We start from the raw sequence: 13,420 nt of genomic DNA, 5'->3' as shown, positions 1-13,420 counted from the left end.
CACTCATGCGTCCACCTCCCGGTATTGAGTCATGTACTGCATGAGGTGTTCGGCGGTGGCCTCACTCCGGGGCACGTCAGCGGTGATGTGCCCCTCGGAGAGCGTGTAGATGCGGTCACAGATGCCGAGGAGTTCCGGCAGCTCGGACGAGATGACGATGATGCCTTTGCCCTCGTCGGCCAGCCGGTTGATGACCGTGTAGATCTCGTACTTCGCGCCGACGTCGATCCCGCGGGTGGGCTCGTCGAGGATCAGCACCTCGGGGTCGGCGAACATCCACTTCGACAGCACGACTTTCTGCTGATTGCCGCCGGAGAGCTGACCGGTCGTCGCGGTGACGTTCGGCGCCTTGATGTTCATGCTCTTCAGGAACCGGTTGGCGACCGTCGTCTCCTCGGGGTCGCTCACGAAGCCGAAGTGCGAGAGCTTCCCGAGTGCCGAGCCGGAGATGTTCCGCTTGATGTCGTCGATGAGGTTGAGGCCGTAGCGCTTCCGGTCCTCGGTGACGTAGGCGATGCCGGCCTTGATCGCGCGCGGCACCGTGTTCGTCTTCACCTCGACGCCACGTTTGTAGACCTGGCCGCTGATGCCGGACCCGTAACTGTGCCCGAACACGCTCATCGCGAGCTCGGTACGCCCGGCGCCCATCAGACCGGCGATGCCGACGATCTCTCCAGCGCGTACCGACAGCGACGCACCGTCGACGACCTTGCGGCTCCGGTCGATCGGGTGGTGCACGGTCCAGTTCTCGATCCGCAGCAGCTCTTCGCCGACCTGCGACTCGTGCTCGGGGAACCGGCTCTCCAGCGATCGGCCGACCATCCCGCGGATGATCCGCTCCTCGGTGACGTCACCGCTGTGGAGCTCGAGGGTCTCGACCATCTTGCCGTCGCGGATGATCGTGACCCGGTCGGCGATCGCCTCGATCTCGTTGAGCTTGTGGCTGATCAGGATGCAGGTGATGCCCTGCTCGCGCAGCTGGCCGATCAGCTCCAGCAGGTGCGCCGAGTCGTCGTCGTTCAGCGCCGCGGTCGGCTCGTCGAGGATCAGCAGCCGTACCCGCTTGGAGAGTGCCTTCGCGATCTCGACGAGCTGCTGTTTCCCGACGCCGATGTCGACGATCTTCGTGATCGGGTTGTCGCGCAGCCCCACCCGCTTGAGTAGTTCGGCGGCTTCGAGGTTCGTCTTGTTCCAGTCGATCCAGCCGCGTTTGGCCTGCTCGTTGCCCAGATAGATGTTCTCGGCGATCGACAGGTACGGGCTCAGCGCCAGTTCCTGGTGGATGATGACGACACCGGCGGCCTCGGAGTCGTTGATCGACCCGAATCTCACCGGCGCGCCGTCGAATTCGATCTCGCCGTCGAACGTGCCGTGCGGATAGACGCCGGAGAGCACCTTCATCAAGGTGGACTTACCGGCACCGTTCTCACCGCAGATCGCGTGGACGGTTCCCCGCTCCACTTCGATCGATACATCCTGAAGGGCGTTGACGCCCGGAAACGTCTTCGTGATGTCACGCATCACGAGGATCGGGTCCTGCATGAGGTTCTCCCTGACTACGCCGGTGGGCCGCCCTCGCGGCCGGCCCACCGGCTAAGCCTTACTTGTCCAGTTCTGCCTGGGTGTGGTAGCCGGACGAGATGACGTCGGACTGCACGTTCTCCTTGGTGACGACCACCGGGGGGAACAGGTAGCTGGGGACGACCTTGACCTTGTTGTCGTAGGTCTTGGTGTCGTTGACCTCCGGCTTCTTGCCGTTGAGCAGGTCATCGGTCATCGTCGCGGCCTGGTGCCCGAGCTTCCGGGTGTCCTTGAAGACCGTCGAGTACTGCTGGCCGGCCAGGATCGACTTCAGGCTCGGCACCTCGGCGTCCTGCCCGGTGATGACCGGGAGCTTCTTCGCGCCCTTGCCGTAGCCGGCGCCGGTCAGCGCCGACAGGATGCCCAGCGAGAGACCGTCGTAGGGCGAGAGCACGCCGTTGACGACCGAGCCACCGGAGTACGACTTCGCGATCAGGTTCTGCATACGGGCCTTGGCCGTGGCCGGGTCCCACCGCAGGGTCGTGACCTGGTTGAAGTCGGTCTGGCCGCTCTTCACGACCAGCACCTTCTTGTCGATGTAGGGCTGCAGCACCGACATCGCGCCCTTGAAGAAGAACGCCGAGTTGCTGTCGTCGTTGCTGCCGGCGAACAGCTCGACGTTGAACGGGCCCTTCTTACCGAGGTCCTTGCCGTCCTTGTCGACGACGCCGAGCCCCTGCAGCAGGCTGGTGCCCTGCTCGACGCCGACCTTCTCGTTGTCGAACGAGACGTAGTAGTCGACGTTCTTGTTGCCGGTGAGCAGGCGGTCGTACGAGATCACCTTGATGCCGGCCTTGGCCGCCGCGTCCAGCTGGTCAGACAGCGATCCGCCGTCGATCGACGCGATGATCAGGACCTTCACGCCCTTGGTGATCATGTTGCCGACCTGCTGGACCTGCTGCGGGATCTGGTTGTTCGCGTATTCCAGGTCGACCTTGTAGCCGGCCTTCTCCAGGTCGGCCTTGACCGCGTCACCGTCGGCGATCCACCGCTCGGAGACCTTGGTCGGCATGGCGACGCCGATCAGCGCGCCCTTGTTGTCGCCGGGCGAGTCCGCCTTGTCGTCCGACCCGCGGCCGCCGCCGCAGGCCGTCAGGGCAAGCGAGAGCCCCACGGCGACGACGCCGGCGAGCACCTTCTTCGCACGCATCTGGGTTTCCGTCCTTTACTACTTGGGGGTTGAGTGCTGGCCGTACACGTTCTGGTACCGGTCGTAGAGCCGATCGACGGCTGCCTTGTCGATCGGTTCGACCGGTCCCGCTTGCCGTGCGATGTGGACGGTGCGCGCGACGTCCTCGAGCATCACCGCCGCTTTCACCGCGGATTTCGCGTCCTTGCCGATCGTGAACGGGCCGTGGTTACGCATCAGCACGGCCGGAGAGCGGTGGTTCGTCAGGGTCTCGACGATCCCCCGCCCGATCGAGTCGTCACCGATCAGCGCGAACGGCCCGACCGGGATCTCGCCGCCGAACTCGTCGGCCATCGCGGTCAGCACGCAGGGGATGGATTCGCCCCGGGCCGCCCACGCCGTCGCGTACGTGGAGTGGCTGTGCACCACTCCCCCTACGTCCGCCATGTGCTTGTAGACGTAGGCGTGTGCGGCGGTGTCACTCGACGGGGACAGGTCGCCCTCGACGAGGCGACCTTCCAGGTCGCAGACCACCATCGACTCCGGCGTGAGGTCGTCGTAGGAGACGCCGGAGGGCTTGATCATGAACAGGTCCTCGCCGGGGATGCGCGCGGAGACGTTGCCTGCGGTCCAGACGACGAGGCCCCAGCGGATCAGCTCCCGGTGCAGGTCGACGAGCAGTTCCCTCATCGGCGGGCCTCGTTCCGGATCCGTCGCAGGCGGTGCAGGACGTCGTTACCGCCGCGGCCGAAGTAGTCGTGCAGCGTGCGGTACTCGGCGTAGAGGGCCTCGTAGGCCTTGGCCCGGGCCGGGTCGGGCCGGTAGACCGCGCGCTCGACCCGCCCCATCGCGGCGGATGCGGCCGGGACGTCCGGATACGCACCCGCGGCCACCGCCGCGTGGATCGCCGAGCCGAGCGCGGGACCCTGCTCGGAGCCGATCACCGACAGCGGACGGTTGGCGATGTCGGCGTAGACCTGCATGAGGAACCGGTTCTTCAGCAGCCCTCCGGCCACGACGAGTTCGTCGACCGGGATGCCGGACGTCTCGAACGCGTCGATGATCGTGCGGGTGCCGAACGCGGTCGCCTCGACCAGCGCACGGTAGATGTCCTCGGGCCGGGTGGCCAGCGTGGTCCCGACCAGGACCCCGGACAGCTCGTGGTCGACCAGCACCGAACGGTTGCCGTTGTGCCAGTCGAGCGCGATCAGCCCGTGAGCGCCCACGGCCTGCTGGGCGGCGAGGCCCGACAGGTACTCGTGCGGATCGACGCCGGCCGCGGCCGCCGCTTCGTGGTAGTCCGGCGGGAGCTGGGTGTCGACGAACCACCCGAAGATGTCGCCGACGCCCGACTGGCCGGCCTCGTACCCGTGCAGGCCCGCGACGATGCCGCCGTCGACGACGCCACACATGCCCGGGACCTCGGCGAGCCGCTCGCCGTTCATCACGTGACAGGTCGACGTGCCCATGATCGCGACCATCTGCCCGGGCGCGATCGCCTGGGCCGCAGGTGCGGTGACGTGGGCGTCCACGTTGCCGACGGCCACCGCGATGCCTTCCGGCAGGCCGGTCCAGCCGGCCGCCTCGGCCGTGAGCGAACCGGCCCGGTCGCCGAGGGCCGAGAGCGGGTGCTCGAGCTTGGCGACGAAATCGCCGAAGCCCGGGTTCAGCGCTTCCAGGTAGGCGCGGTCCGGCCAGTGGCCGTCCTGGTAGATGCCCTTGTAGCCGGCCGTGCACCGGTTGCGGGTCTCCTGGCCGGTGAGCTGCCAGATGATCCAGTCGGCCGCCTCGATCCAGCGGTCGGTGGCGGCGTAGGTCTCCGGGTCCTCCTCGAGGACCTGGAGGCCCTTCGCGAACTCCCACTCGGACGAGATCTTGCCGCCGTACCGGTTGATCCAGGGCTCGCCGCGCTCGTGGGCGAGTGCGTTGATCCGGTCGGCCTGCGGCTGGGCGGCGTGGTGCTTCCACAGCTTCGGCCAGGCGTGCGGGCGGTCCGGGTGGAGGGCCGACAGCGGGGTGCCGTCGGCGGTCGTCGGCAGCACGGTGCAGGCGGTGAAGTCGGTCGCGATCCCGATCACGTCGGCCGCGTCGATACCGGCATCGGCCACGGCGGCGGGAACCGCCGTGCGCAGGACGTCGACCCAGTCGCCCGGGTGCTGGAGGGCCCAGTCCGGCGGGAGCGGCTCGTCGCCACCGGGGAGGGTCTTCTCGATCACCGCGTGCGCGTACGGATGTACCGCGGTACCGACCTCGGCGCCGTCCGACACGCGGACCACCAGCGCCCGGCCCGATAACGTTCCGTAGTCCACCCCGACTACGTACGTCGGTGTGCTGTTAGCGTTAACAATGGTTGAATCGGTCATGGTCACCTCCTCGTCGGCTGGTTAGCGGAAGCTCTGAGCGGCTGTTCTTCTGACCTGCGCGGTGCTGTCCCGCAGTACCAGGTCGGGCGGGATCACGATCCGCTCCTCCGACGGCGGCGCACCCTCGACCTGCTCCACCAGCAACGCGAGGCTGCGGCGCCCGACCTCCCCGAAGTCCTGACGCAGGGTGGTCAGCGGCGGTGCGAAGTACGCCGCTTCCGGGATGTCGTCGAAGCCGACCACGCTCATCTCGCCAGGCACGTTGACCCCGGCCTCGGCGAACGCCCGCAGCACCCCGATCGCCATCTGGTCGTTGGCGACGAACACCGCCGTCTCCTCGCGGCGGGCCGCGAGCTGGAGCCCGGCCTCGTAGCCGGCGCGCGGGCTCCAGTCGCCGCGGAGGACGAGTGGCGGCTCTTCCCCCGCTTCGCGGAGCGTGTCGCGCCAGCCACGTTCCCGCTCCTCGGCCTCGTGCCAGTCGTCCGGCCCGGAGATGTGGGCGATCCGGCGGTGGCCCAGGGAGAGCAGGTGACGGGTGGCGCGTACCGCGCCGAGGTACTGGTCGACCGCGACCGTCGGCATCGGCCCCTCGCCGCCTTCCACCGCGACCAGGGGGACGCTGCGCGGCGCGTGCTTGATCGCCGCGGCGACCGCCGCCCGGGGCGTGATCGCGATGATGCCCTCGACCGACTGGGCCATCAGGTGCTCGAACGCCTCGCCCAGGCTCCGGCGGTCGGGGTCGCGGAGGCTGGCGATGCTGACCGCGTAACCGGCGTCGCGGGCCGCGCGCTCGATCGCGACCAGCATCGACGCCGGGCCGAACAGCGTCGTGTTAACGCTCACTACGCCGAGCTGACCGGTGCGGCCGGTGGCTAACGCGCGCGCTGCGGTGTTGGGCCGGTAGCCGAGCGTGGTCATCGCGGCCTGAACCCGGGCGCGCGTCGTCGGACTGACCGCTGTGCTGTCGTTGAGCACGCGCGACACGGTCATGTGCGATACGCCCGCCAGTCGTGCGACGTCCGCCATCACCACGCGGCGCTCGGCCGGTTCGGCCATGGATCCCACCTCCGATCGCGCTGTGGCTCACGTCACCGCGCTGGCGGAGATGTTAGCGGTAACACAATCGCGGTCAAGAGAGTGTTGCCGGACAGTTACATACGGAGGCACTGAACCGATTCGGAAACGCCGCTCGGCGCGCAAAATCGGCCGCTGGGCGCAATCAAGCTCCGCGATAGAGCGTCCACAGTGCAGCGACCGAGCCGACGCCGCAGGTCAGAGATCTGATTCCGGCTCGACGTTTCCGGACGGTCCGGCCCGGGGTAGCCGACGAGGGTCCAGGTTTTCGACGAGAGGAGCTCACGATGGCGACCGGCAAAGCCGTGAAGCGCGACGTGAAAAAGACGGCGAAGACCGCGAAGAGCGAGGCGAAGAGCACCGGCAAGGCCGTGAAGCGGGACGCCAAGAAGGCGAAGCGCAAGGCCAAGTCGAAGGCCTGACCTCCCCCGACGCCGCCCCGCCCATCCCCTCCGGGCGGGGCGGTTTTCTGTCCTGAGTCGACCGTCCGGCCAGCGGGGCCCGGCCACCTGGTCGGAGTCGCCCGACGAGCGTTCGGCATTTGCGCGCATCACGTCCGACGGTGGGTGGCCGCCGGGCACTCTGCTCCGGGTGGGCGAGGCCGGGTAGGCGCGGCCGGGTGGGCGAGGGCCGGGGTGGGCAGGGGCTTGAGGGGCATCGGGGGCGCAGTGGGTTCGAACGATTCGTGGTGGACGTCGTTACCTCCTGGTCGGGTGGTGCACCTCCTCGACGTGGACGCGGAATCGCTCGCCCTGGCGCTGGATCCGCTACCACCCGATGCGCCCGTGGTGGTGACCTATCGGCCGCGATCCACGGCCTCACAACCGGCGATCGTCGCCGAGGTTCTCGGTCTGCTCGAAGAATCGGCCGTCGCGCTGTTTCCGGCCTGGCTTCCGGAGGCCGCCGGGATAACCGAACCCAGCGACACGAATGTCGCGATGGTCCGCGCGCTCGCGTCCCGGCCGGCCGGCCACTTCGGCCCGTTTCTGGCTGATCTCGCCGCCCGGGCCCTGACCGGCGAGGGCTCGAGCGCCTCGTTCCAGCCCGAGGTCCGCGCAGCCGGCCTCACTCGCGTTCTGCTGGCCGCGTACTCGCGCGCCGACGTCGTCCTGGTCGTCGAAATTCCGGATCGCTTGCCGGCCTCCCACGAGACCCCGCTGATAGCCGCTCTGGAATGGCTCGCCTTCCGGGGCGGGCTCGGAGGAGTGTGGCTCACCGGCGCCCCGCTCTCGGACGTCGACCGGGTCCAGTCCCAACGGGTACGGCTTCCGGCGGCCGTCGAGTCCGACGCCCGACGGGGAGCGCGTCCCACCGACGGCGAAGCACTGGCCGTCCCCTCTCTGAGCGGACAGCCCAACCCGAACAGCGACGCCGAGCGACTCCTCGAAAAGGCGCTGAGCAGTCGCACCTGGGCTCGCGGCCGCTCGTGGAACCAGCCGTTCTCGTTCGGCCCGTTGACGAACCAGATTCGGATCGACCTGCTCTGGGAGGTCGAACGCACCGCCGTGGAGGTGGATGGCCCGGAGCACCGGGGACCCCTCCACTACGCCACGGACCGGACGCGCGACGTCCTCCTGCAGACCGCGGGTTACGCGGTGCTCCGCTTCACGAACGACCAAGTACTCGGCGACGTCAACGCCGTCGTCCATCAGCTCGAACAATTCCTGTCCACACGACGCGTCATGGGACGCGCGGAAGGATCCAGCCATGTCGAATGACGCCTTGAAGCCGGTGGAGCGGGCGGCACTTCTGCTGCTCGTCGCCGTCGCGGAGCCTTCGGTCGCCAACCCCGATCTCACCGCCCGCTTCGGCGTGGCGATCACCGGCGACGGATGGCGCGGGCTCAACGATCGGAAGCTCGTCCGAACGACGAAGGTCGGGCGATCGCTGACGCACGAGGTGCTCGACGACGGTTGGGCGCGGGCCCGCGACGAACTGCTCGGTGTACTGCCCAAGAGCATTCTCGGGCAGGCCGCGACGGCGACGATCAACGCCCAGTTGCATCGCTATCTCACTCGCAACGACCTTCGCTTGTTCGACATCTTCCAGGCGGCCGACGCGGATGCCGACGTCGTGGAAGCCGAGACCGCCCAAGTCGACCTGGCGGATCGTCTCCGGGCCGCCTACTGGCAGATCACCAAGAAACCGAACGGCTGGGTACTTCTGTCGGCCCTGCGTGAGCAGCTCGCCGGCCTACCCCGAGCGGACGTGGACGCGGCGCTGGTCGCGCTGAACTCCGCTCCGGACGTCACGTACTCCACGGAGACGAACAAGAAGTCGCTCGCCGACGGCGGTGAGTCCGCGGTCGTCATCGGCAACCAGAAGAAGCACCTGATCGCGATCGAGGGCTCATGAGCGACGTCGAGCTCCGAGCGCTCCGCTCGGTTCGGATCCATTTCGCGCCGACTCCGGACGACGTCTGGAATCCCAACCCGTTCCACGTCGACGGCATGCACCAGCGTGCTATCGACGCCGTGCTCTACGGCTTGGACGATGCCGCCGAGAGCGACGGAGGCAGCCCGATCGGCGTCGTCATCCAGGGCCAGCGGGGCACCGGAAAAACTCATCTGATGGGGTGGCTCCGCGACCAGATCCAGGATCGCGACGGCTACTTCTTCCTGCTCAGCCTCGTCGACCCCACCGCGTTCTGGCCGAGTGCGGTGGTGTCGATCCTCGACGGCCTGACCCGCAGGGTGAAGCGCCGGATGCCCCAGCGACGGGCATTGCTGATGCGGCTGGCGGACGAAGGTGGGTTGGCACCCGGTCTACTGCCCCAGATCCTCGGCGACGAGCCGCTCACCCCACCGGCACTCACGGCGTTCATTCGCGCGCTCCAGAACGTCGACGGCCAGATCGCCCGGGATTGTCAAGACACGGCACGTGCGCTCGTTCTGTACGGTTCCGCCGATCTGGAGACCCAGGACATCGGCCAGAACTTCCTGCACTCGCACGCCGACGAAACCGGCGACGGCGCCGCATGGGGCATCGGCAAGCACGTGAAGGATGCGCGGCTGATCGTCCGCGACCTGTCCCGGCTCCTCGCGTTGACGGGCCCGACCGTCATCGGCGTCGATCAGATCGACCCGATCGTGATCGCCGCATCGAGCAGCGCGGGGGACGAACCTCCCGGCCACAAAGCCGTTCGCAACATCGCATTGGATCAGATCGCCGAAGGGCTGATGGCCCTCCGCGAGAACACCCGTCGGACGCTCACTGTTCTGACCTGCAGTCCGACGACCTGGACGCTCATCGCCGAAGAGGCCATCGACACCACGCAGGACCGCTTCCGGCTCGCGCCGCACCTGCAGACGATCCCGACCGAGGACTTCGCTCGGACTCTGATCACCAAGCGGTTCGAGCGGTACTACGACCGGATCGGCTTCACGCCGTCCTACCCCACGTGGCCGATCGCCCCCTCCGCCTTCCAGGGAGCCGCCGAGTTCACGCCGCGGGAACTGCTGAAGATCGTCGACAAGCACATCCGGGCGTGCGTCGATCGCGGACAGGTGAGGGAACTGACGGCCCTCGCCGAGACGATCACCGACGGTACGCACAATCCGCCGCCGACGGATGTGATGGCCGCGCTCGACAACCGATTCGAGCAGCTCATCGGCTCCGCCGACGTCTCCGACGCACTGGAGCCGTCCACCGAAGACACGCTCGTGCCCCGGCTGCTCAACGCCGGTCTGGAAGCCTGGATTCTGGAGAAGGAAGACACCGAGAAGCTGTTCTCGTACGACCCGATGCCCGGTGTGAAGCCCCCGCTGCACGCCCGTCTGCGGATGACCCTCGACGAGAAGACCGAGGACGAGGCGCACTGGGCCTTCCGCGCGATCGGCGCCGATCATCCCAACGCTGCCCTGGCGCGGATCCGCATGGCCTGCATGATGTCGGGCCTTTCCCAGCAAATGCCCAAGCGACGTCTTTTCCTGCTCAGGAACGCGGAGTGGAAGGCGAAGAAGGGCACGAAGACCCGCATCGCGCTGGACGAGTTCGAACACGCCGGGGGACGCACCCTCAAGGTCACGCCGGCTGATCTCCAGGTGCTCACCGCCCTGAAGGTGCTACTCGAGGAAAGCCCGAACCATCTCGAGGCCTGGCTCGAAAGTCGTCGGCCGAGCGAGCGCGTCGAGTTTCTCCGCGAGGCGCTCTCCGATCTCTCGGCGGGCGGCTCGGACGGCAAACCGGGCAGCTCGCCGGTGGACGCTCAGCATGGCCGGCACCGCCGGCCCGCGCCCAGTGTTCCGACACTGGTCGTGGGACGAGCGATCGACAACGGTGAGCCGTTGAGCGTCGAGTTGGAGGCGCTGCGCAAGCACACCGCGATCTTCGCGGGATCGGGCTCGGGCAAGACCGTGCTGATCCGGCGCCTGGTCGAGGAGTGCGCGCTGCAGGGCGTCTCGTCGATCGTCCTGGATCCGAACAACGACCTCGCCCGCCTCGGCGACGCCTGGCCGGAGCCGCCCTCGGGGTGGGGCGACGGGGACGCGGGCAAGGCCGCCGACTACCTGAGCGGCACCGACGTCGTGGTGTGGACGCCACGGCGCCAGGCCGGTCGGGCGCTGAGTTTCCAGCCGCTGCCCGACTTCGCGAGCGTCCGGGACGACCCGGACGAGTTCGACGCCGCCATCGACGCCGCCGTGGCGACGCTGGCCCCGCGGGCGCGGGCCGACGGGGGCGCCGCGAGGTCCGTCCGTGCGCGGGCGGTGCTCACCGAGGCGCTGCAGTTCTTCGCACGCAGCGGATTCTCGACGCTGCGGGAGTTCATCGGCGTCCTGGCCGCGTTCCCGGAGGACGCCAGCCGGCTGGAGAACGCCGACAAGATCGCTGCCGACCTCGCGCAGGACCTGAATGCGGCCGTCGTCAACGATCCGCTGTTCGGGGGCGCGGGCGCGCCGGTCGACCCGGGCGTCCTGCTGACGCCCGCGCCCGGCAAGCGGGCCCGCGTGTCGGTGATCAGCCTGGTCGGGCTGCCGTCGGACGAGCAACGGCAGAGCTTCGTCAACCAGTTGCAGATGGCGCTGTTCGCCTGGGTGAAGAAGAACCCGGCCGGCGACCGGCCGCTCGGCGGCCTGTTCGTGATGGACGAGGCGCAGACGCTCGCCCCGTCGGGCGCGATGACCGCGTGTACCCAGAGCACGCTGGCGCTGGCGTCCCAGGCCCGGAAGTACGGGCTCGGGCTCGTCTTCGCCACCCAGGCGCCGAAGGGGCTGCACAACCGCATCCCGGGCAACGCGGCGACCCAGTTCTTCGGGCTGCTCAACTCGCCGGTGCAGATCAGCGCGGCGCAGGAGATGGCCAAGGCAAAGGGCGGCGCGGTCCCGGACGTCGGACGGATGCGCACCGGCGAGTTCTACGCGGCTCCCGAGGGGTCGCAGTTCGTCAAGGTCAAGACGCCGCTGTGTCTGAGCCATCACCCGAAGAGCCCTCTCACCACGGAAGAGGTCGTCGAGCGGGCGCGCGAATCGAACCGGTCGTAGGGGTTGGCACGTTTCCGGGAGAACGGACTTCCCCGCCACCCGTACCGTCTTCCTCAACAGCGAGGCCGGACGAGCCCCGCGGAAGTACTCCCCCTCGAGATTCCCAGGAGCACGGCATGAGCGACTACGAGACGAACGTCGACGTCGACGGCGACGGACACTACGACGACGTCAACTACTCGGAAAACGCCGACGGCAGCGTCACCATCACCGCCGACCAAAACAACGACGGCGTCATCGACTTCGTCGCCCACGACTACAACCACGACGGCATCGTCGACGACGCCACCTACGACGACGACTACGACGGCGACGCCGACACCTACTGGAAAGACACCACCGGCGACGGCATCCTCGACCGCGCCGCCGGCGACACCAACGACGACGACACCGTCGACTGGACCGGCACCGACACCAACCAAGACGGCACCATCGACCACGCCGTCGTCGATACCAACTACGACGGCAAAGCCGACACCTACATCGCCGACACCAACTACGACGGCCAAGTCGACTACGCCTCCACCGACACCGACGGAGACGGCTACACCGACACCGCCGTCGCCGACACCAACTACGACGGCGTCCCCGACACCGCCGCCACCACCCGCACCAGCTGAACTCTCCGCACGGCAGCGCCACCGCAGGGCACAGCCACGATCCGGACGGGCTGAGTTTCCGCACGACAGCGCCACCGCAGGGCACCGCCGCCGGAGCACCTCGACGGACGGCCCCACCGCAAGGCATCGCCACCAGGACCCGCGTCAGCTGACTCCAGCCCAGCTGCACGCCCCGAGGCCCCCGCGCGATCAGCGCCGGGGGCCTCGGCACTCGCGGCGCTGTCCACAGGTCCGATTCCCGCCAGCGCGGGTGCGCGGAACCGAGAAAAATCACTGCCATGACAACGATCACCGCGTACCGCGTCCGCCCCCTGCCGGCCGAGGTCCTCGCCACCGCCGCCCGGTCGGCCGGCGCCGAGCACACCACGGCCGGTGGCGGCGAACCGCTCCGCTGCTGTCTGCGCGACGCCCACCCGGGCGAGCGGCTCCTGCTGTTCGCGTACGAACTCCCGACCCCCGACGGTCCCTACCGCGAGCGCGGCCCGGTCTTCGCCCACGCCGAGCCCTGCGACGGCCCGGCCGACCAGGGCTACCCCAGCGACTGGCGAGGCCGCCCCCAGGTCCTCCGCGCCTACGACGCCGGCGGCCGAATCCACGGCGCCACGCGCGTGCACGACGGCACCGACCCCGAGGCCGAGATCGCCGACATCTTCACCGACCCCGACGTCACCGAGATCCACAGCCGCAACGTCGCCTACGGCTGCTACATGTTCCGAGTCACCCGGTAACCACCCAACGACCCCCGCAATACGGCGAACCCCGACCCGCCGCCCCCGGGCCGGCCCCGGCCCGGGCCAGTCCGCCGCAGAGCCGCCACGGACCGGTGCACCACGGAACCGGCGCGCCGCGAGCCGGTGCCCCGCGGGCCGGTGCGCCACGGACCGTTCACCACGGCCGGTGCACCACGGACCGGTGGGCGCACCACCGACCGGTGCGCCGCGCACCGGTACTCCACCGACCGGTGCACCACGGACGGGTTCACCACGGACCGGTTCACCACCGACCGCCACGGACGGCTCACCACGGCCGATTCACCGCGCGCCGCCACGGACCGGTCCACCACCGGCCGGTCCCACCACCAGCCGCCACGGGCCGGTCCGCCGCCGACCGCCATACGCCGGTTCACCGCGGCTGGATCACCGCTCCGCCATGGGCCGGTTCACCACGGGTCAT

General features: G+C 68.9%; 11 protein-coding genes. 6 read left to right on the top strand and 5 right to left on the bottom strand.

Going from position 1 to position 13,420, the window contains the following annotated elements; genetic code table 11:
• Positions 1 to 3 precede the first annotated feature (3 nt).
• Genes mmsA through ACIBZJ_RS23330 form a run of 5 tightly spaced genes read right to left on the bottom strand, consistent with a single transcriptional unit; the run spans position 4 to position 6,129 of the window.
• Positions 4 to 1,542, bottom strand: a complete 1,539-nt coding sequence (gene mmsA / locus ACIBZJ_RS23350; protein ID WP_395932856.1) for a multiple monosaccharide ABC transporter ATP-binding protein — start codon at positions 1,540 to 1,542, stop codon at positions 4 to 6.
• Between the two features lie 58 nt (positions 1,543 to 1,600).
• Positions 1,601 to 2,731 carry a multiple monosaccharide ABC transporter substrate-binding protein gene (gene chvE / locus ACIBZJ_RS23345; protein ID WP_395932854.1) on the bottom strand — a complete coding sequence of 377 codons (1,131 nt, stop codon included), beginning with the start codon at positions 2,729 to 2,731 and terminating at the stop codon, positions 1,601 to 1,603.
• Between the two features lie 18 nt (positions 2,732 to 2,749).
• On the bottom strand, positions 2,750 to 3,400 hold the full coding sequence (locus tag ACIBZJ_RS23340; RefSeq protein ID WP_395932852.1) for an L-ribulose-5-phosphate 4-epimerase: 651 nt from the start codon (positions 3,398 to 3,400) through the stop codon (positions 2,750 to 2,752).
• On the bottom strand, positions 3,397 to 5,073 hold the full coding sequence (gene araB / locus ACIBZJ_RS23335) for a ribulokinase (RefSeq protein WP_395932850.1): 1,677 nt from the start codon (positions 5,071 to 5,073) through the stop codon (positions 3,397 to 3,399). Before araB ends, ACIBZJ_RS23340 begins: the two co-directional genes overlap by 4 nt.
• A gap of 21 nt (positions 5,074 to 5,094) precedes the next feature.
• Complete coding sequence (locus ACIBZJ_RS23330; protein ID WP_395932848.1) at positions 5,095 to 6,129, bottom strand: LacI family DNA-binding transcriptional regulator; 1,035 nt, start codon at positions 6,127 to 6,129, stop codon at positions 5,095 to 5,097.
• A gap of 305 nt (positions 6,130 to 6,434) precedes the next feature.
• Between ACIBZJ_RS23330 and ACIBZJ_RS23325 the strand changes: the two genes are divergently transcribed.
• The 6 genes from ACIBZJ_RS23325 to ACIBZJ_RS23300 all read left to right on the top strand — a co-directional run bounded on the left by ACIBZJ_RS23325 (position 6,435) and on the right by ACIBZJ_RS23300 (position 12,975).
• Positions 6,435 to 6,569 (top strand): hypothetical protein, encoded by a 135-nt coding sequence (locus ACIBZJ_RS23325; protein WP_395932846.1) that lies wholly within the window; start codon positions 6,435 to 6,437, stop codon positions 6,567 to 6,569.
• Between the two features lie 291 nt (positions 6,570 to 6,860).
• Positions 6,861 to 7,865, top strand: a complete 1,005-nt coding sequence (locus tag ACIBZJ_RS23320) for a DUF559 domain-containing protein (protein WP_395932844.1) — start codon at positions 6,861 to 6,863, stop codon at positions 7,863 to 7,865.
• Positions 7,855 to 8,502 (top strand): hypothetical protein, encoded by a 648-nt coding sequence (locus tag ACIBZJ_RS23315; RefSeq protein ID WP_395932842.1) that lies wholly within the window; start codon positions 7,855 to 7,857, stop codon positions 8,500 to 8,502. Before ACIBZJ_RS23320 ends, ACIBZJ_RS23315 begins: the two co-directional genes overlap by 11 nt.
• On the top strand, positions 8,499 to 11,627 hold the full coding sequence (locus tag ACIBZJ_RS23310) for a helicase HerA domain-containing protein (protein ID WP_395932840.1): 3,129 nt from the start codon (positions 8,499 to 8,501) through the stop codon (positions 11,625 to 11,627). Before ACIBZJ_RS23315 ends, ACIBZJ_RS23310 begins: the two co-directional genes overlap by 4 nt.
• A 116-nt stretch (positions 11,628 to 11,743) precedes the next feature.
• Complete coding sequence (locus ACIBZJ_RS23305) at positions 11,744 to 12,247, top strand: hypothetical protein (RefSeq protein WP_395932838.1); 504 nt, start codon at positions 11,744 to 11,746, stop codon at positions 12,245 to 12,247.
• A 278-nt stretch (positions 12,248 to 12,525) separates the two neighbouring features.
• Positions 12,526 to 12,975, top strand: a complete 450-nt coding sequence (locus tag ACIBZJ_RS23300; protein WP_395932836.1) for a DUF1203 domain-containing protein — start codon at positions 12,526 to 12,528, stop codon at positions 12,973 to 12,975.
• Positions 12,976 to 13,420 lie beyond the last annotated feature (445 nt).

It is taken from the genome of Cryptosporangium sp. NPDC051539 (genome assembly GCF_044454545.1).
GTDB lineage: Bacteria > Actinomycetota > Actinomycetes > Mycobacteriales > Cryptosporangiaceae > Cryptosporangium.
This window is presented reverse-complemented; position numbering and strand designations above follow the sequence as displayed.